Origin of the sequence: Amycolatopsis albidoflavus (assembly GCF_039525725.1) — a bacterium.
GTDB lineage: Bacteria > Actinomycetota > Actinomycetes > Mycobacteriales > Pseudonocardiaceae > Amycolatopsis > Amycolatopsis albidoflava.
This window is the reverse complement of record NZ_BAAAHV010000023.1, coordinates 193458-211834: the sequence shown is the minus strand read 5'-3', so window position 1 is coordinate 211834 and position 18377 is coordinate 193458. Positions and strand designations below refer to the sequence as shown.

At 69.4% G+C, this 18377-nt stretch carries 16 protein-coding genes and 1 riboswitch; of the genes, 3 read left to right on the top strand and 13 right to left on the bottom strand.

All coding sequences use genetic code 11. The features are described 5' to 3' along the window. Nucleotides 1–34 precede the first annotated feature (34 nt). On the bottom strand, nucleotides 35–1363 hold the full coding sequence (locus ABD156_RS38205) for an aminotransferase-like domain-containing protein (RefSeq protein WP_344285904.1): 1329 nt from the start codon (nucleotides 1361–1363) through the stop codon (nucleotides 35–37). 116 nt (nucleotides 1364–1479) lie between these two features. Here ABD156_RS38205 and ABD156_RS38200 point away from each other — a divergent pair, with 116 nt between their 5' ends. Next, nucleotides 1480–2289 carry an ABC transporter ATP-binding protein gene (locus tag ABD156_RS38200; protein ID WP_344285902.1) on the top strand — a complete coding sequence of 270 codons (810 nt, stop codon included), beginning with the start codon at nucleotides 1480–1482 and terminating at the stop codon, nucleotides 2287–2289. Nucleotides 2290–2297: 8 nt separating this feature from the next. On the opposite strand, the gene ABD156_RS38195 is transcribed toward ABD156_RS38200, so the two are convergent. Together ABD156_RS38195 and ABD156_RS38190 are read right to left on the bottom strand one after the other, a co-directional pair. Next, nucleotides 2298–4121: a transglycosylase domain-containing protein gene (locus ABD156_RS38195; RefSeq protein WP_344285900.1), complete on the bottom strand. Its 1824-nt coding sequence runs from the start codon at nucleotides 4119–4121 to the stop codon at nucleotides 2298–2300. Between the two features lie 52 nt (nucleotides 4122–4173). Beyond that, nucleotides 4174–4896 (bottom strand): FadR/GntR family transcriptional regulator, encoded by a 723-nt coding sequence (locus ABD156_RS38190; protein ID WP_344285897.1) that lies wholly within the window; start codon nucleotides 4894–4896, stop codon nucleotides 4174–4176. Between the two features lie 71 nt (nucleotides 4897–4967). On the opposite strand from ABD156_RS38190, the gene ABD156_RS38185 reads away from it, so the two are divergent. Together ABD156_RS38185 and ABD156_RS38180 are read left to right on the top strand one after the other, a co-directional pair. Next, nucleotides 4968–5555 carry an ArsR/SmtB family transcription factor gene (locus tag ABD156_RS38185; protein ID WP_344285895.1) on the top strand — a complete coding sequence of 196 codons (588 nt, stop codon included), beginning with the start codon at nucleotides 4968–4970 and terminating at the stop codon, nucleotides 5553–5555. Continuing rightward, complete coding sequence (locus ABD156_RS38180; protein WP_344285893.1) at nucleotides 5555–5731, top strand: hypothetical protein; 177 nt, start codon at nucleotides 5555–5557, stop codon at nucleotides 5729–5731. Before ABD156_RS38185 ends, ABD156_RS38180 begins: the two co-directional genes overlap by 1 nt. A 31-nt stretch (nucleotides 5732–5762) precedes the next feature. On the opposite strand, the gene ABD156_RS38175 is transcribed toward ABD156_RS38180, so the two are convergent. The 10 genes from ABD156_RS38175 to ABD156_RS38130 all read right to left on the bottom strand — a co-directional run bounded on the left by ABD156_RS38175 (nucleotide 5763) and on the right by ABD156_RS38130 (nucleotide 18377). Beyond that, nucleotides 5763–7136: an L-serine ammonia-lyase gene (locus ABD156_RS38175; RefSeq protein ID WP_344285891.1), complete on the bottom strand. Its 1374-nt coding sequence runs from the start codon at nucleotides 7134–7136 to the stop codon at nucleotides 5763–5765. A gap of 16 nt (nucleotides 7137–7152) precedes the next feature. Beyond that, the gene (gene lipA / locus ABD156_RS38170) at nucleotides 7153–8157 is read right to left on the bottom strand and encodes a lipoyl synthase (RefSeq protein ID WP_344285888.1); all 1005 of its coding nucleotides are present in this window, start codon (nucleotides 8155–8157) and stop codon (nucleotides 7153–7155) included. Continuing rightward, nucleotides 8154–9431 carry a serine hydroxymethyltransferase gene (gene glyA, locus ABD156_RS38165; RefSeq protein WP_344285885.1) on the bottom strand — a complete coding sequence of 426 codons (1278 nt, stop codon included), beginning with the start codon at nucleotides 9429–9431 and terminating at the stop codon, nucleotides 8154–8156. Before glyA ends, lipA begins: the two co-directional genes overlap by 4 nt. Continuing rightward, nucleotides 9431–9808, bottom strand: a complete 378-nt coding sequence (gene gcvH, locus ABD156_RS38160) for a glycine cleavage system protein GcvH (RefSeq protein ID WP_067589411.1) — start codon at nucleotides 9806–9808, stop codon at nucleotides 9431–9433. The genes glyA and gcvH overlap by 1 nt, the downstream gene beginning before the upstream one ends. Before the next feature lie 15 nt (nucleotides 9809–9823). Continuing rightward, on the bottom strand, nucleotides 9824–10912 hold the full coding sequence (gcvT, locus tag ABD156_RS38155) for a glycine cleavage system aminomethyltransferase GcvT (protein ID WP_344285879.1): 1089 nt from the start codon (nucleotides 10910–10912) through the stop codon (nucleotides 9824–9826). Between the two features lie 35 nt (nucleotides 10913–10947). After that, a complete protein-coding gene (gcvP, locus tag ABD156_RS38150) occupies nucleotides 10948–13779 on the bottom strand; it encodes an aminomethyl-transferring glycine dehydrogenase (RefSeq protein WP_425546124.1) in 2832 nt (943 codons plus the stop codon). A gap of 140 nt (nucleotides 13780–13919) precedes the next feature. Next, nucleotides 13920–14012: riboswitch (glycine riboswitch) on the bottom strand. A 163-nt stretch (nucleotides 14013–14175) separates the two neighbouring features. Further along, nucleotides 14176–14943 carry a 3-oxoacyl-ACP reductase gene (locus ABD156_RS38145; protein WP_182892139.1) on the bottom strand — a complete coding sequence of 256 codons (768 nt, stop codon included), beginning with the start codon at nucleotides 14941–14943 and terminating at the stop codon, nucleotides 14176–14178. 5 nt (nucleotides 14944–14948) lie between these two features. After that, nucleotides 14949–16322, bottom strand: coding sequence for an aldehyde dehydrogenase family protein (locus ABD156_RS38140; RefSeq protein ID WP_344285868.1), 1374 nt, complete (start codon nucleotides 16320–16322; stop codon nucleotides 14949–14951). Beyond that, nucleotides 16319–17032, bottom strand: coding sequence for a gamma-glutamyl-gamma-aminobutyrate hydrolase family protein (locus ABD156_RS38135; RefSeq protein ID WP_344285866.1), 714 nt, complete (start codon nucleotides 17030–17032; stop codon nucleotides 16319–16321). Before ABD156_RS38135 ends, ABD156_RS38140 begins: the two co-directional genes overlap by 4 nt. After that, nucleotides 17013–18377: a glutamine synthetase family protein gene (locus tag ABD156_RS38130; protein ID WP_344285865.1), complete on the bottom strand. Its 1365-nt coding sequence runs from the start codon at nucleotides 18375–18377 to the stop codon at nucleotides 17013–17015. Before ABD156_RS38130 ends, ABD156_RS38135 begins: the two co-directional genes overlap by 20 nt.

Here is an 18377-nt window from a genome sequence, read left to right as displayed (position 1 = left end):
GCCGGTTCTAACCGGCATTGCCACTCACGACCCGCTACTCCACCAACGCGTCCTCCGGCACGCCCCTCGCCAGCGACGCCAGCACCTCCAACGCACTTCCCAACGTCTCCTCCGCAGGCGCGGACACCGCGATCCGCACCGCGTTCGGCGCGTGCCCCGGCACCACCGAAAACGCCGCCGCCGGGGACAACGCGATCCCCCGGCGCGCGGCGGCGGCCACGAAAGTCTCGGCCCGCCACTGCTCCGGCAGCACCCACCACCGGTGGTAAGCCGCGGCGTCGCCGTACACCTGGAAGCCCGCCAGCGTGTGGGCGACGATCCTCGCCCGTGCCCCGGCGTCCGCGCGCTTCGCCGCTTCGACCTCCGCGAGCACGCCGCCGGTGATCCACCGTCGCGCTGCTTCCACGGAGAATCGCGACGCCGCCCAGCCGCCTGATCGGATCGCGCTCGCCAGCCGCGCGACCCACGCCGGCGGGACCACGAGGAAGCCGGCGGTGAGCCCGGGCGCGACGCGTTTCGACAGGCTGTCCACGAAAACCGTCCGCTCGGGCATCAGCGCGGCGAGAGGTTCGGTGTCCGGGCGGAGGAAGGTGTAGATGCCGTCCTCGATCACCGGCAGGTCCAGCCCGCGGACGGTCGCGGCCAGTTCGGCGCGGCGCTGCGGCGGCATCGTGGTGCCGAGCGGATTGTGCAGGGTCGGCTGGACGTACAGCGCCCGCACCGGAGCGCTCGCCGCGAGCGCGGCCGGGACCAGGCCGTGCGCGTCGGTTTCGATCGGCACCAGTTCGAGGCCGAGCCGGGTCGCCGCGGCCTTGACCACCGGGTACGTCAGGGATTCGACCGCCAGCCGCTCGCCGGTCGGCACGAAGGCGGCGAGTGCGGCCGCGATGCCCTGCCGTCCGTTGCCCGCGACCAGCACCTGGTCCGGGTCCGGCTTCCAAGCTCCCCGGGCGAGCATCGTGACGGCCGCCTCGCGGACCGCTTTGGTGGCGGCCGCGCCGAGCGGATGCAGGGCGTCGGTGAAGACGTCCGCGCGCAGCACGGGTTCGAGCGCTTGGGCGAGTTTGGCCGATTGGCTTGGCAGCACAGCGAAATTGAGTTCGAGGTCCACCCGCGCTTCGCCGGGTTCGGACAGCGCCGGCTCCGGTCCGGGCTTCGCCGCGCGCACGAAAGTGCCCCGGCCGACCTCGCCGATCGCCAGGCCGCGCCGGACGAGTTCGCCGTACACGCGGGCCGCGGTGGAGCCGGCGATGCCGCGGTCTCGCGCGAAGCGGCGCTGCGGCGGCAGCCGGTCGCCGGGGCGCAGCCGGCCGGCTTCGATGTCGGCGGCGAGTTCGTCCGCGACGACGCGGTAGTCGTCCATCCCACCCTCGCTCTGCCGGGATTCTCCCGGACGCATCATGGCACCGGCCGGTCACGTACGGCTAATGCGACCCACGGAACTCCCCGAACGGGGGTCACTAGGTTAGCCTTACCTGTGTGGCATGGACGAGCGAAGACACCCGACTGCACGCCGAGGACCTGACCCTGGCCTACGACGGCCGCACGGTCGCCGAACGGCTCGGCGTGGTCATCCCGGACAAGTCGTTCACGGTCATCGTCGGCCCCAACGCCTGCGGCAAGACGACCCTGCTGCGCGCGCTCGCCCGCATGCTGAAGCCGCGCGCGGGCTCGGTCTACCTCGACGGCGAGGTGATCACCAGCTACGGCGCGAAGGAGGTCGCGCGCCGGCTCGGGCTGCTGCCGCAAAGCTCCATCGCGCCGGACGGGATCACGGTGGCCGACCTCGTCGCGCGCGGCCGGTACCCGCACCAGAAACTGCTGCGCCAATGGTCCCGTGACGACGCGACGGTGGTCGCCGATTCGATGCGCGCGACCGGCGTCGACGACCTCGCCGAGCGGATGGTGGACGAGTTGTCCGGCGGACAGCGCCAGCGCGTCTGGATGGCGATGGCGCTCGCCCAGCAGACCGATCTGCTGCTGCTCGACGAGCCGACGACGTACCTGGACATCGCGCACCAACTCGACATCCTCGACCTCTGCGCGACGCTGCACAGCGAGCAGGGCCGCACGCTGGTCGCGGTGCTGCACGATCTCAACCACGCGGCCCGGTACGCGACGCACCTGATCGCGATGCGCGACGGGAAGGTGCTGGCCACCGGGACGCCGGAGGAGGTCGTGACGGCGGAGAACGTCGAGCGGATCTTCGAGCTGCCGTGCCGGGTGATGGAATGCCCGGAGAGCGGGAGCCCGATGGTGATTCCGAAGGTCAGCCGCCGGGCCGCCTGACCTCGGCTTCAGCGGCGGGCCATGAACGACCGCCATACCTCCGCCGGGATCGACGAACCCGTCACCTTCTTGCCCTCCGCGTCGAGCAGCTTGCGGTCGTCGTCGGAGCCGAGCCACACCGCCGTCGCCAGTTGCGGCGTGTAGCCGACCGCCCAGGCGTCCTGGTTGTCCCGCGAATTGCCGCGCTCGAACTCGCCCGTGCGCAAGGCCGCCGCGCGACCGTCCGGCAGCGTCGTGCGCAACGCCGACGTCACGTCCTGTGCCACCTCCGCCGGGACCGCTGAAACCGGCTGGTTTTCGTGCTGCCACACGACTTTCCCGGACCGGTCGAGCACCTTGTCCACGAGGTGCGCCGCCGCGTGCATCCCGTTGGCGGCGTAGGTCGCGTACGCCCCGGCCACGTCGAGCGGCCGCATCGGATACCGGCCGACGACGATGCCCGAGCCGATCGTGGCTCCGTCCTGTTCGCGCATGGTCGGCGTGCCGTCCACCTCGTCCGGAATCCCCGCCGAACGCGCCGCCGCGCTCACCTCGTCGACGCCGATCTTCTTGGACACCGTGATGAACGGCGTGTCCGCGCCTGAGGTCAACGCGCTGCGCAGGGTGCAGGGTTGCGGGCACTTCGGCGGATAGTCGAACTTCTCGCCGAGATACTGGATCTCCTTGGGAGCAGCTACTTTCTCCTCCAGCGACATGCCGTTCTTCAAGGCGGCCGCCGCGGTGAACGGGTAAAAAGCGGAGCCGAGCGCGTGCCCGGTCGCCGCATAATCCCGGACGCCGTTGTTGCCGCCGTCGTACGCGCGCACCGCGCCGTTCGTCGGATCGACCGCCACCAAAGCGCCGCGGAACTCCGCCGGTTCGCCCCTCAACCGGTCGCCCAGCGCGGCGTGCGCGGCGTTCTGCAGCCCTGGGTCGAGCGTGGTTTGGACGGTCAGATTCCCCTGCTGCAACCGGGAAATCGAGAAACCGGCCGTCTCCAATTCCGCGAGCACTCGCTGTTTGAGATGGTACTGGTCGTAATTCAGGCTCACTCGCGTTTCCGCGGGCGGCTTGATCTCCGCGCCCGGATAGGCCATCCCGTCGGCGTTCTTCACGTAACCGCGTTCGACCAGCTTGTCGCGGACGTAGCGCCAGCGTTTCGCCGCGTGCTCGTCGCCGGAGACCGCCGGGTCGTGCACCGACGGCGACTGGATCATCCCGGCCAGGAAGGCGGCTTCGCTCCAGGTGATGCTGTTGTCGAGCGGGCGGCCGAAGAACGCGTTCATCGCCGCCGCCGGGCCGAACGTGTTGCGGCCGAAGGAAATGATGTTGACGTAGCTCTCGAAGATCTGTTCTTTGCTCTGCTGCTGGGTGATTTTCGTGGCGAGCACGAGTTCCTGCATTTTCCGCGACAGCGTCGAATCCTCGTCGCCGGTCGATTTCTTGATGTACTGCTGGGTGATCCCGGACCCGCCGCCGACGCCGGTCAGGAACGCGCGGCCGATCCCGGTCGGGTCGAAGCCGGAGTTGGCCCAGAAGGTCGGATCCTCAGTCGCGACGATGGCGTCGCGCAGTTTCTGCGGGATCTGGTCGAACGGCACGAACCGCCGGTCGCCGCCCGGGGGCACGATGCGCAGCAGTTCGCTGCCGTCGGAGTACTTCAGCGTGACGGTTTTGCCGAGCGACGCGAGGACGTCCTGCGGGCTGCGGACGTCCAGCAGCAGGTAGGCGATCCAGAACGCGATCAGCGGCACGCCGACCGCGAACCCGGTCAGGTAGTAGGCACCCTTGCGGATGCGGCGCCACTGGCGACGGACACCAGCGGATTGGTCACTCTCCGGGGCTGACTCCACGAATGAAGGACGACTGAACCGGTCACAAGGTTCTGCCGGTTCCGTGAATTGATCACGAGAGGAACGCGCGCAGCAACGACGCGGTGCCCTCGATGTGCTCCGCCATCGCCTGCCGCGCGGCCACCGGATCTCCGGCGAGGATCGCGTCGACGATCGCCTCGTGCTGCGCGTTCGAGTGCTCCAAATTGGGTTCGAGGAGCGGAATCCGGTCGAGCAGCTGGTTGACCCGCGTGCGCGCGTCGGCGACCGTGCTGGTGAGCGACGCGGACGCGGTGACCTCGGCGATCGCCAGGTGCAGCCGCGAATCCTTGCGCCGGTAATCGGCGAGACCGGCCGCCGACGCCTCCGCGAGCGTGCCGGTGAGATGCTGCCGATCAGCCGGGCTCAACGTCCGCGCCGCGGCCGCCTCCGCCGCGCCGGTCTCCAGCACATGCCGCAGGCAGAGCGCGTCCTCCAGCCCCGCCGCGTCCACCTCGCCGACCGCGCGTTCCGCCGGGTCCGGCAGTTTCTCGTTCACGAACGTGCCGCCGTACCGCCCGCGCCGCGACTCGACGTACCCCGCGTCGGCCAGCGCGCGAATCGCCTCCCGCAGCGTCACCCGGCTCACCCCGAGCCGCTCGGCCAGCTCGCGTTCGGAGGGCAACCGGTCCCCCGCGCCGACGACGCCGAGCCGGATCGCCTGCAACAGCCGCTCGACGGTCTCCTCGAAGGCGTTCCCGGCACGCACCGGCCGGAACAGGGCCGCGTTCGCGCTCACCACCGAGGTCGACTCCACCTGTCCGATTCTATGCTGCCCGATTGCAGAGAACTCTTTGCAAAGTTCCCTCTGCGGTCTAGGGTGGGGACATGCCCGACGAACGCCGTGCCCGCCAGATCGACGCCCGCACCCTCCGTGCGCTGGCGCATCCGCTGCGGATGGAGCTGCTCGACCTGCTCACCGTCGACGGCCCGGCCACCGCGACCGGGCTCGGCAAACGCGTCGGAGAAAGCTCCGGCACCACGTCGTGGCACCTGCGCCAGCTCGCGGACGCCGGACTGGTCGCGGAAGACACCAGCCGCGGCTCGAAGCGCGAACGCTGGTGGAAGGCGGCGCAGGAATCGACCCGGATGCGCGCGGCCGATTTCGTCGACGACCCGCAGATGGCCGGACCGCTGATGGCTTTCCTGCACCAGCACGTGGACATCCGCTATCGCGAGCAAGCGCGGTTCGTCTCGGAACTGCCGCGCTGGGCGGACGAATGGCAGGACAGCTCGACGCTGAGCAGCACCCGGATGCCGCTCACGCCGGGCGAATCCCAGCGGCTGATCGAAGAGATAGAAGCGGTGATCGAACGCTACCGCCGTCCGGCCTGTCCGGGCGACGAAACGGTGATCGCGCAGTGGGCGGCGTTCCCGCACGCGACCGTCACATCCGAAGACCAGGGGGAATCCTGATGCACCCGTTCCTGACCGAATTCGCCGCCGACCGCCACGACGACTTGCTCGCGGCCGCCGTCCGCTTCCCCGCGCTCAGAGCGCCCGCCCGGCAACGGCTCGGCTGGTGGCTCATGGAACTGGGACTGCGCCTCGCCACTCCGAAACGCCGTGAAGGGCTCCTTGAAGGAATGTGATTCCCTCAAGGAGCCCTTCACGGAACGAAAATCAGCACTCGATGACGTTCACGGCGAGCCCGCCGCGCGCGGTCTCCTTGTACTTCACCGACATGTCCGCGCCGGTCTCGCGCATGGTCTTGATCGCCTTGTCCAGCGTCACCACATGGCTGCCGTCGCCGCGCATCGCCATCCGCGCGGCGTGAATAGCCTTGGACGCACCCACGGCATTCCGCTCGATGCACGGAATCTGCACCAGCCCGCCCACCGGATCGCAGGTGAGCCCGAGATGATGCTCGACCCCGATCTCAGCGGCGTTCTCCACCTGCGCCGGCGACCCGCCCAGCACCTCGGTCAACCCGGCGGCCGCCATCGCCGAAGCCGACCCGACCTCGCCCTGGCATCCGACCTCAGCACCGGAAATAGACCCGGTCTGCTTGAGAATCGACCCGATAGCCCCAGCGGTGAGCAGGAAGGTGACGATGCCGTCGTCCGACGAACCGCGCACAAACCGTTGGTAGTAGTGCAAAACCGCCGGAATGATCCCCGCCGCACCGTTGGTGGGAGCAGTGACCACACGGCCGCCCGCGGCGTTTTCTTCGTTGACCGCCAGCGCGTAAAGACTGACCCAGTCCATCGCGTACAACGGGTCATCAGCGCCGTCTTCAGCAAGCAGCTTGTCGTGCAACGACTTGGCCCGCCGAGGCACCTTCAGCCCGCCAGGCAACACGCCCTCGTGCGTGTACCCGTTCCGCACGCACTCGACCATCACCTGCCAGATTTCCAGCAGCCCGGCCCGGACCTCCTCGCGACTGCGCCAGGAAAGCTCGTTCTGCAGCATGATCTCGCTGACGGGCAACCCGCTGTCCGCGCAATGCTTCAGCAAATCCGCACCGGTGCGGAACGGATAAGGCACCGGCGTGGAATCCTCGACGAAAACCGTGTCGGTCTCGTACGACTCGTCCCGCACGAACCCGCCGCCCACGGAGTAATACGTCCGTTCCCGCACCAAAGAACCGTCCGCGGCGAACGCCCGGAACACCATCCCGTTCGGATGCGCGGGCAGCGACTTCCGCCGGTGCATCGTCAGGTCAGTGTCCTCGACGAACGCCACCGGGTGCGTCCCGCCGACAGCCAGCCGCCCGGAATCCCGGATCGCCGCCACCTTCGCGGGCACCGTGTCGGTGTCGATCGCCTCCGGCAGTTCCCCGGACAGCCCGAGCAGCACCGCCTTGTCGCTGCCGTGCCCGAAACCGGTCGCGCCGAGCGAGCCGAACAACTCGGCCTGCACCCGCGCGACCGTCTCCAGCACGCCGTCCTCGACCAGACCGTCCACAAAGGTCTTGGCCGCCCGCATCGGGCCGACCGTGTGCGAACTCGACGGCCCGATGCCGATCGAAAACAGGTCGAAGACGCTGATCGCCATTGATCCGCCCCTTCTCTTAGTTCCTCGCCAGCACGCTGCTGGCTTCTTGCGCCGCCGGTCCTTCGGCGGTCAGGTGAGCGAGGTTCTCCGGCAATTCCTCGCCGCGGTGGGCCTTGGTCTGCGCGTACAACCGGCCCGCGCGATACGACGACCGCACCAGCGGCCCCGCCATCACACCAGGGAACCCAATAGCCTCAGCGGTTTTCGCGTGCTCCACGAACTCCTCCGGCTTGACCCAGCGGTCGACCGGGTGGTGCCGCGCGGACGGCCGCAGGTACTGGGTGATCGTGATGATCTCGCAGCCCGCGTCGAAGAGCTCCTGCAACGCGACACTGACCTCGTCGGGGGTTTCGCCCATCCCGAGGATCAGGTTCGACTTCGTCACCAAACCCGCCGCGCGGGCCTGCGTGATCACGTCCAGCGAGCGGGCGTAGCGGAACCCGGGGCGGATCCGCTTGAAGATCCGCGGCACCGTCTCCACGTTGTGCGCCAGCACCTCCGGACGCGACCCGAACACCTCAGCCAACTGATCCGGCTCCGCGTTGAAGTCCGGGATCAGCAGCTCAACACCGGTGCCCGGGTTCAACGCGTGAATCTGACGCACGGTCTCCGCGTACAGCCACGCACCACCGTCAGCCAGGTCGTCGCGCGCGACACCGGTGATCGTCGAGTACCGCAAACCCATGGCCTGCACCGACTCCGCGACCTTCCGCGGCTCAGTGCGATCCAGAGCAGCAGGCTTGCCCGTGTCGATCTGGCAGAAATCGCACCGCCGAGTGCACTGGTCACCACCTATCAGGAACGTAGCCTCACGGTCTTCCCAGCATTCGTAAATGTTGGGACAACCAGCCTCTTCACAAACCGTGTGCAGACCCTCGCGCTTCACCAAGCCCTTCAGCTCGGTGAACTCCGGACCCATCCGCACGCGTGTCTTGATCCACGACGGTTTCTTCTCGATCGGCGTCTCGCTGTTGCGCACCTCAAGCCGCAACAACTTCCGCCCCTCGGGCTGCGCGCTCATCGGCTCAGGTCCGCGTACAGCGGGTGCTTCTTGGCCAGCAGCTCCACGCGACCCCGCAGCGCCTGCTGCGCGGCCTCGTCGAAGTCCGGCTTCAGCGTCTCCGCGATGATGTCGGCGACCTCGGTGAAGTCGTCGGCGCCGAAACCGCGGGTGGCCAGCGCCGGCGTGCCGATCCGCAGCCCCGACGTCACCATCGGCGGACGCGGGTCGAACGGCACGGCGTTGCGGTTGACGGTGATCCCGACCGAGTGCAGCCGGTCCTCCGCCTCCTGGCCGTTGAGCTGGGAGTTCACCAGGTCGACGAGCACCAGGTGCACGTCCGTGCCGCCGGTGAGGACGCGGACGCCCGCCTCGGCGCAGTCGGTGCGCGACAGCCGGTCGGCGAGGATCTTCGAGCCTTCCAGGGTGCGCTCCTGGCGCTCGCGGAACGCGTCGGTCGCGGCGATCTTCAGCGCCACGGCCTTGGCCGCGATCACGTGCTCCAGCGGACCGCCCTGCTGACCGGGGAACACCGCCGAGTTGATCTTCTTCGCCAGCTCCTGGCGCGAGAGGATCAGACCGCCGCGCGGACCGCCGAGGGTCTTGTGCGTGGTGGTCGTGACGATGTCGGCGTGCGGCACCGGCGACGGGTGCAGGCCGGCGGCCACGAGGCCGGCGAAGTGCGCCATGTCGACCATCAGCTTGGCGTCGACCAGGTCGGCGATCCGGCGGAACTCGGCGAAGTCGAGCTGGCGCGGGTAGGCCGACCAGCCGGCGACGATCAGCTTCGGCTTGTGCTCGACCGCCAGCCGCTCGATCTCGGCGACGTCGACGATCCCGGTCTCCTTGTCGACGTGGTAGGCGACCACGTTGTACAGCTTGCCGGAGAAGTTGATCTTCATCCCGTGCGTCAGGTGGCCGCCGTGCGCGAGGTCGAGGCCGAGGATGGTGTCGCCCGGCTTCAGCACCGCGAACATCGCCGCCGCGTTGGCCTGCGCGCCCGAGTGCGGCTGCACGTTCGCGTGCTCCGCGCCGAAGAGCGCCTTGGCCCGGTCGATCGCGAGCTGCTCGACGACGTCGACGTGCTCGCAGCCGCCGTAGTAGCGGCGGCCCGGGTAGCCCTCGGCGTACTTGTTGGTCAGCACCGAACCCTGCGCCTCGAGCACGCCGACCGGCGCGAAGTTCTCCGAGGCGATCATCTCGAGCGTCGACTGCTGGCGGTCCAGCTCCGCGGCCACCGCGGCGGCGACCTCGGGGTCGACCTCGGACAGGCGGGCGTCGAACGAGGCGGTCATCAGTTCTCCTGGGTCAGCTCGGCGTACGCGGACGCGTCGAGCAGCTCCGGGACGTCGCCCGAGAGCCGCACCTGCAGCAGCCATCCTTCGGTGTAGGGGTCGGAGTTGATGACCTCGGGGGTGTCCGATGTGGCCTCGTTCACCGCCACCACCTCGCCGCTGACCGGCGAGTACAGCTCGCTGACCGATTTCGTCGACTCGACCTCGCCGAACACCTCGCCCGCGGTGACGGTGTCGCCGACGCCGGGCAGCTGCACGAACACGATGTCGCCGAGCGAGCCCGCCGCGAACGCGGTGATGCCCACCGTCGCGACGCCGTCGGAGACCGACAGCCACTCGTGTTCCTTCGTGTAGGACAGGTTCTGGGGGATGCTCATTGTTCGACAGGCCTCTCAGGCTCGGGAGTAGAAGGGCAGGGCGACGACCTCGACCGGCTCGACGCGGCCCCGGATGTCGACGGACAGCGCGGTGCCGGGCTCGGCGTGCTCCCGGTCTACATACGCCATGGCGATCGGGTAGCCCAGCGTCGGCGACAGCGCGCCGCTGGTGATCTCCCCGATAGTGGCATCCCCGGACAGCACGGCGTACCCGTGCCGCGGGGCGCGGCGGCCGGTGCCGCGCAGGCCGACCCGCACCCGCGGGACGTCGGCCTTCTTCAGCTCCTCCAGGGCCGCGCGGCCCACGAAGTCGCCCGGCTTCTCGAACTTCACGACCCGCCCGAGTCCGGCGGCGAACGGGTTCAGCTCGCGGCTGAGTTCGTTGCCGTACAACGGCATTCCGGCTTCCAGGCGCAGCGTGTCGCGGCACGCGAGTCCACACGGGACCAGGCCGTGCTCCTGACCGGCCTCGGTCAGCAGCGCCCACAAGGCCGGAGCCTCGGCCGCGGGCACGAACAGCTCGAAGCCGTCCTCGCCGGTGTAACCGGTGCGGGCCAGCAGGACCTCGTGGCCCTTCACGACGGCGGGCACGCTCGCGTAGTACTTCAGCGAAGCGAGGTCCGCGTCGGTCACCGCGGCGAGCACGTCGACCGCCTTCGGACCCTGCACCGCGATCAGCGCGGTGTCCGCGGACCGGTTCTCCACCACCGCGTCGAACCCGGCGACGCGCTCGGCCAGTGCGTCCGCGACCACGGTCGCGTTGCCCGCGTTGGCCACGACCAGGTACTCCTCGTCGGCGAGCCGGTAGACGACCAGGTCGTCCAGCACGCCGCCGTCGGCGTCGCAGATCATCGTGTAGCGGGCGCGGCCCGGCTTCACCCCGGTCAGGTTGCCGACCAGCGCGTAGTCGAGTACGTCGGCGGCCTGCGCGCCGCGGACGTGGATCTCGGCCATGTGCGACAGGTCGAACAGCCCGGCCGCCTCGCGCACGGCCTTGTGCTCGGCCAGTTCGCTGGCGTAGCGCACCGGCATCGACCAGCCGGCGAAATCGGTGAACAGCGCGCCGAGGTCCTGGTGGACCTGGTGCAGGGGGGTTTCCGTCACAGGAAGCCTTTCGTTGTCGCGAGCGGAGGACACGCTCACGCGTCGTACGCGTCGAGGGGCGGGCAGGAGCAGACGAGGTTGCGGTCGCCGCGCGCGCCGTCGATCCGCCGCACCGGCGGCCAGTACTTGGTCTTGCGCGCCACGCCGACCGGGTACGCCGCCAGTTCGCGGTCGTAGTCCGCGGTCCACTCGCCGATGACCGACGAAGCGGTGTGCGGCGCGCCGCGCAGCGGGCTCGTCTCGGCGGTCCAGCGGCCGGCCGCGACCTCGTCGATCTCGTGCCGGATGGCGATCATCGCCTCGCAGAACCGGTCGATCTCGGCGAGGTCCTCGCTCTCGGTCGGCTCGACCATGAGCGTGCCCGCGACCGGGAAGGACATGGTCGGCGCGTGGAAGCCGTAGTCGATGAGCCGCTTCGCGACGTCGTCCACGGTCACGCCGGTTTCCTTGGTGATGCCGCGCAGGTCGAGGATGCACTCGTGCGCGACCAGGCCGTCCTGGCCGGTGTAGAGCACCGGGTAGTGCGGCGCGAGCCGGGCGGCGATGTAGTTGGCCGCGAGCACCGCGACCTTGGTGGCCTCGGTGAGCCCGGGCGCGCCCATCATCCGGACGTAGGCCCAGGAGATCGGCAGGATCGACGCCGAGCCGTAGGGCGCGCCGCTGATCGGGCCGACGCCGGTGTCCGGGCCGGCCTGCGCGAGCAGCGGGTGGTTCGGCAGGTACGGCGCGAGGTGTTCGCGGGCCGCGACCGGGCCGACGCCGGGACCGCCGCCGCCGTGCGGGATGCAGAACGTCTTGTGCAGGTTCAGGTGCGAGACGTCGCCGCCGAACTCGCCCGGCTTCGCCAGGCCCAGCAGGGCGTTGAGGTTCGCGCCGTCGACGTACACCTGGCCGCCGCCGTCGTGCACGATCTTGGCGAGCCGCTCGATGCCGTGCTCGTAGACGCCGTGCGTGGACGGGTAGGTGACCATGATCGCGGCGAGGTCGGCGCTGTGGCTGTCCACTTTGGACTGCAGGTCTTCGAGGTCGACGTTGCCCTCGTCGGTGCACTTGACCACGACGACGCGCATCCCGGCGAGCACCGCGGACGCGGCGTTGGTGCCGTGCGCGGACGACGGGATCAGGCAGACGTCGCGCTCGGGCTGGCCGTTCGCCTGGTGGTAGGCGCGGATGGCCAGCAGCCCGGCGAGCTCGCCCTGGCTGCCCGCGTTCGGCTGCAGCGACACCTGGTCGTAGCCGGTGACCTCGGCCAGCCAGCCGGACAGCTGGCGGACCAGCTCGTGGTAGCCCTCGGCGTCCTCGGCAGGCGCGAACGGGTGGATGCCCGCGAACTCGCGCCAGCTGATCGGCTCCATTTCGGTGGTGGCGTTGAGCTTCATCGTGCACGAGCCGAGCGGGATCATGCCGCGGTCGAGCGCGAAGTCCTGGTCGGCGAGACGGCGGAGGTAGCGCAGCATCGACGTCTCGGACCGGTGCGAGCTGAACACCTCGTGCGTCAGGTAGCCGCTCTCGCGGGCGAGGCCGTTCGGGAGCGCCTGCGCGGCTTCCCACCCACCGTCGACGCCGAAGGCGCGAAGCACCTTCGCGAGCGTGTCGGGACGCGTGACCTCGTCGGAGGCGATGCGGACGTGGTCGGCGTCGATGTGGCCGAGGTTGATCCCCGCCTCGCGCGCAGCCGCGTGCACTTCAGCGGCGCGGCCAGGCACCTTCGCGACGACAGTGTCGAAGAAGGCCTCGTGAGCGACTTCGACGCCACCGGCGCGCAGCGCGTTCGCGAGACCGGCCGCGAGTTCGTGAACCCGCGTCGCGATCGCCTTCAGCCCCTCGGGACCGTGGTAGACCGCGTACATCGCGGCAAGCACTGCGGGCAGCACCTGCGCGGTACAGATGTTGGAGGTCGCCTTCTCGCGACGGATGTGCTGCTCGCGCGTCTGCAGCGCGAGGCGGTACGCAGTGTTCCCGTCCGCGTCCACGGACACGCCCACGAGACGGCCGGGCAGCGACCGCTCCAGGCCGGCGCGCACCGCCATGTACCCGGCGTGCGGACCGCCGTAGCCCAGCGGCACGCCGAAGCGCTGCGTAGAACCGACGGCGACGTCCGCGCCGAACTCGCCGGGCGCGGCGATCAAGGTGAGCGCGAGCAGGTCGGCAGCGACCGTGTACAGCGCGCCCGCGGCCTTCGCCGCTTCGGAAACCGCGTGGTAGAAACCGCGGCCGCGCAGCACGCCGGACGCGCCGGGGTACTGCACGACGACGCCGAAGAACTCCTCGGGCAGACCGGTGAGCAGGTCGCGCACCTGCACATCGATGCCGAGACCGGCGGCGCGCGTCCGCACGACCTCGACGGTCTGCGGAAGGCATTCGGAGTCGAGAACGACCACATTGGACTTCGACTTCGACGCGCGGCGCATCAGCGTCATCGCCTCGGCGACGGCGGTGGACTCGTCGAGCATCGAGGCGTTGGCGATCGCCAGCCCGGTCAGGTCGGACACCGCGGTCTGGAAGTTCAGCAGCGCTTCGAGCCGGCCCTGCGAGATCTCCGGCTGGTACGGCGTGTACGCGGTGTACCAGGCCGGGTTCTCGAGCACGTTGCGGCGGATCACGCCGGGGGTGACGGTGTCGGAGTACCCGAGGCCGATCATCTGCGTCATCGGCCGGTTGCGCGCGGCGAGCGCGCGCAGCTCAGCGGTGGCCTCTTCCTCGGACGCCGGCTCCGGCAGCGCCAGGTCGCCCGCGGTGCGGATGGCGGTCGGCACCGCCGCTTCCACGAGCGCGTCCAGGCTTCCGTAACCGCATTCGGCGAGCATCTTCGCCCGCTCGGCCTCGCCGGGACCGATGTGGCGGGTGTCGAAGGGGGTGGAGGTGATGGGAGCTCCTCGGGACGGGCACCGGGCGCGGCGGTGCACTGGGAACTCCCCCTCTGTCATGGGCACCTGAGAGTTTCACCGCGCTCGACGCGGCTTTCACCTTGGGTGAGGCGCGGGTGCGCCTGCTTTCCAGAGTGGCCTCGCCAAAAGCGGTAGCGGTTACCTGAGAGATTCCGGGGAGTTTGCTCCTTCGGTGTCCCACTGCTCGCATGGGACTCTCCCGCTCCGGCTCGAACGGCCCTGTGTTCAGTTGTGGGTGCTGCAGGTGGAACGCACCCTACCTGGTGGTTCGCCCGCCAGTCTACCGCGCCAGGCCTACGCCACACCCCCTTGCCAAAGGTCCGTGAAGGGCTCCTTGAGGGAATCAGATTCCCTCAAGGAGCCCTTCACGGACAGTCACAGCGGGGTTACATAGGCGCCCGAGATGCCGCCGTCGACGAGGAATTGGGCGGCGGTGATGAAGCTGGCGTCGTCGCTCGCCAGGAAGGCCACCGCGGCGGCGATCTCCTCGGGCTCGGCGAAGCGGCCGACGGGAACGTGCACTAGACGCCGGGCCGCGCGTTCCGGGTCTTTAGCGAAGAGTTCCTTCAGCAGCGGTGTGTTGACCGGCCCCGGGCACAGCGCGTTGACCCGGATGTTCTCGCGCGCGAACTGCACGCCCAGCTCGCGCGTCATGGCGAGCACGCCGCCCTTCGAAGCGGTGTACGAAATCTGCGACGTCGCGGCCCCCATCACGGCCACGAACGACGCGGTGTTCACGATCGAACCGCGGCCCTGCCGCTGCATGTGCGGCAGCACCGCCTTGCAGCACAGGTACACCGAGGTCAGGTTGACCCGCTGCACCTTCTCCCAGGCTTCGATGCCGGTGGTGAGGATCGAATCGTCTTCCGGCGGCGAGATGCCCGCGTTGTTGAAGGCGACGTCGACCGCGCCGAACTCGTCGACCGTCGTCTGGAAAAGCGCCTCGACCTGGTCAGCGTCGGTGACGTCGACCTGGACGAAGGCCCCGCCCACGGCGTCGGCGGCCGCCTTGCCCTGCTCCGGCGTGACGTCGCCGATCACCACCTTCGCGCCTTCGCTCGCCAGCCGTTTGGCGGTGGCGAGGCCGATGCCGCTCGCGCCGCCGGTGATCACCGCGACGCGGCCGTCAAAACGCTGCACCATCTGGTTCATTCCTCCGTGCTTTCGGTGCTCAGGAAAACGTTCTTCGTCTCGGTGAAGGCGGCCGCGGCGTCCGGGCCCAGTTCGCGGCCGAGACCGGACTGCTTGAAGCCGCCGAAGGGCGTCCAGTAGCGGACCGACGAATGGGAATTCACCGACAGGTTCCCGGATTCGACGCCGCGCGCGACCCGGAAAGCGCGGCCGACGTCGCGCGTCCAGATCGAGCCGGACAGGCCGTATTCGGTGTCGTTGGCCATCCGCACGGCTTCGGCCTCGTCGCGGAAGCGGACCACCGCGACGACCGGGCCGAAGATCTCGTCGCGGGCCAGCGGATCGTCCAAGCCCGGCGGGAGCACCACAGTCGGCGCGAACCAGTAGCCCGGCCCGGACGGCGCGCTGCCGCGGAAGGCGACCGGAGTCGCATCGGTGACGTAGGAGGAGACTTTGGCATGGTGGTCCGCGGAAATCAGCGGGCCCATCTCGGTCGCCTCGTCGCCGGGATCGCCGACGACCACGCCCTGCACCGCGGGTTCCAGCAGTTCGAGGAACCGGTCGTAAACGTTGTCCTGCACCAGAATCAGCGACCGCGCGCAGCAATCCTGACCGGCGTTGTCGAACACCCCGTACGGCGCGGTCGCCGCGGCCTTCTCCAGGTCGGCGTCGGCGAACACGATGTTGGCGTTCTTGCCGCCCAGCTCCAGCGTCACCCGCTTCACCTGCGCCGCGCAGCCGGCCATGATCTGCTTGCCGACCTCGGTGGAGCCGGTGAACACGACCTTGCGCACTGCCGGATGCGTGACAAACCGTTGACCGACAACGGATCCCTTGCCCGGAAGCACCTGGAAGACGTCTTCGGGGAGGCCCGCCTCGCGGGCGAGTTCGGCCAGCCACAACGCGGTGAGCGGGGTCAGCTCGGCCGGTTTGAGCACGACCGTGTTGCCCGCCGCGAGCGCCGGCGCGAAGCCCCAGCCCGCGATCGGCATCGGGAAGTTCCACGGCACGATCACGCCGACCACGCCCAGCGGCTCCTGGAAGGTCACGTTGACGCCGCCGTCGACCGGGATCTGCTTGCCCAGCAGCCGTTCCGGCGCGCCGGCGGAGTATTCGAGCAGGTCGCGCACGTTGCCCGCTTCCCAGCGGGCGTTGCCGATCGTGTGCCCGGAGTTCTCGACCTCCAGCCGGGCGAGGTTCTCCAGGTCGGCGTCGACCGCGTCCGCGAACCGGCGCAGCAGCCTCGCCCGATCGCCCGGGGCGACCGCCCGCCAGGCCGGGAACGCGGCGTGCGCGCGGGCGATCGCGGCGTCGGTCTCCGCCTCGGTGGTCAGCTCGACCTGGCGCACCACTTCCGCGGTCGCGGGGTTGCGCACCTCGAACGTCGTCATTTCCCCTCCTGCGCGGCGTTCACCAGCGCGGCGAACAGCCGGACGTCGTCGCCGTCCTGCTCCGGATGCCACTGCACGCCGAGCACGAACTCCCCCGGCGCCTCCGCGGCCTCGACCGTCCCGTCCGCCGCGTGGCCGGACGCGATCAAACCGGAGCCGAGCCGGTCAATCGCCTGATGGTGGTAACACTGGACTTTTGTTTCCTGGCCCAGAATCGCCGCCGCCCGCGTGCCGTCGACCAGGCTGACGGTGCTGGTGCCGAACGTCGCCGGAGCGGGCTGATGCGTCGCGTCGCTGAGGGTTTCCGGCAGGTGCTGCGAGAGCGTGCCGCCGAGCGCGACGCTCATCACCTGCAGCCCGCGGCACACCCCGAGCACCGGCTTTCCGGCCGCGCGCGCCGCCTCGAACAGGCCGAACTCGAATGCGTCGCGCTCCGGACGGATGTACGTCTTCTCGTGCGGCTCCTGGCCGTAACGGCTGGGTTCGACGTCCGCACCACCGGTGAGGACCAGGCCGTCGATGCGCCCGATCAGGCTGGCGTACTGGTTCGTGACCGGCGGCAGCAGCACCGGGATCCCGCCCGCCTTGACCACGCAGTCCGCGTATACCCGGTGCAACAGCGTCGCTTCGGTGTCCCAGGCCAGGAACTTCGCCTGTTCCGAATAGGTGCTGAGCCCGATGACGGGTGGGTCAGAGTCGTTCGAAACCACGGATGCGCTCCCAATCGGTCACAGCTCGCTCGTACGCTTCGCGCTCGATCCGCGCGGCGTTGAGGTAATGGTCGACTACATCGGTGCCGAAGGCATCTCGCGCGATACGGCTGCCTTCGAGGACTTCAGCGGCTTCAGCAAGTGTGACGGGCACAGTGGGCTTGTCGGACGCGTACGCGTTGCCTACGAACTCAGGCTCCAACGGCAGCTCGTTCTCGATGCCGTGCAGTCCAGCAGCGATCATCGCGGCGACTGCGAGGTACGGGTTCACGTCTCCGCCGGGTACGCGGTTCTCGACGCGCAACCCGTCACCGTGCCCGACGACGCGCAACGCGCACGTACGGTTGTCCGTTCCCCACGCGATCGCTGTCGGCGCGAAGCTGCCAGGGACGTAACGCTTGTACGAGTTGATGTTCGGAGCGAAGAAGTACGTCAGCTCGCGCAAGGCTTCCAGCTGTCCGGCGAGGAAGTGCTGCATCAGCTTCGAGAAGCCGTGGTCGCCGTCGCCGGGAAGCACCGCTTCGCCGGACTTGCCGCGAAGGCTCAGGTGGATGTGGCAGGAGTTGCCCTCGCGTTCGTTGTACTTCGCCATGAACGTGAGGCTCTTGCCCTCCTGCGCGGCGATCTCCTTCGCACCGTTCTTGTAGATGCCGTGGTTGTCGCACGTCGCGAGCGCTTCGGCGTAGCGGAAGGCGATCTCGTGCTGACCCGGGTTGCACTCGCCCTTCGCCGACTCCGGATACAGGCCCGCGCCCGCCATTCCGTTGCGGATCCGGCGCAGCAGCGGCTCGATGCGCGCGGTGCCGAGCATGGAGTAGTCGACGTTGTACTGATTGGACGGGGTGAGGCCGTGATACCGCTTGTCCCACGCGGTCTCGTAGGAGTCGTCGAACACGATGAACTCGAGTTCGGTGCCCACGTAGGCCTTCAGGTCGTGCTCGGCGAGCCGGTCGAGCTGGCGGCGCAACACCTGGCGCGGCGAAACGGAAACCGGGCCGCCCTGCACGCGCTCGACGTCCGCGAGCACCAGCGCGGTGCCCTCCTGCCACGGAATCTCCCGCAGCGTCGCGAAATCCGGCCGGAGCACGAAGTCGCCGTAGCCGCTCTGCCAGGACGAGATGTCGTAGCCGTCGACGGTGTTCATGTCGACGTCCACCGCGAGCAGGTAGTTGCACGCCTCGGTGGCGTGGCCCACCACCTCTTCGAGGAAGTACTCCGCCGAACAGCGCTTGCCCTGGAGCCGCCCCTGCATGTCGGTGAGGGCGACGAGCACCGTGTCGATGGTGCCCGCCGTCACCCGTTCGCGGAGATCTTCGAGCGTGAGCATTCCTCGCCTGGCCGCCAT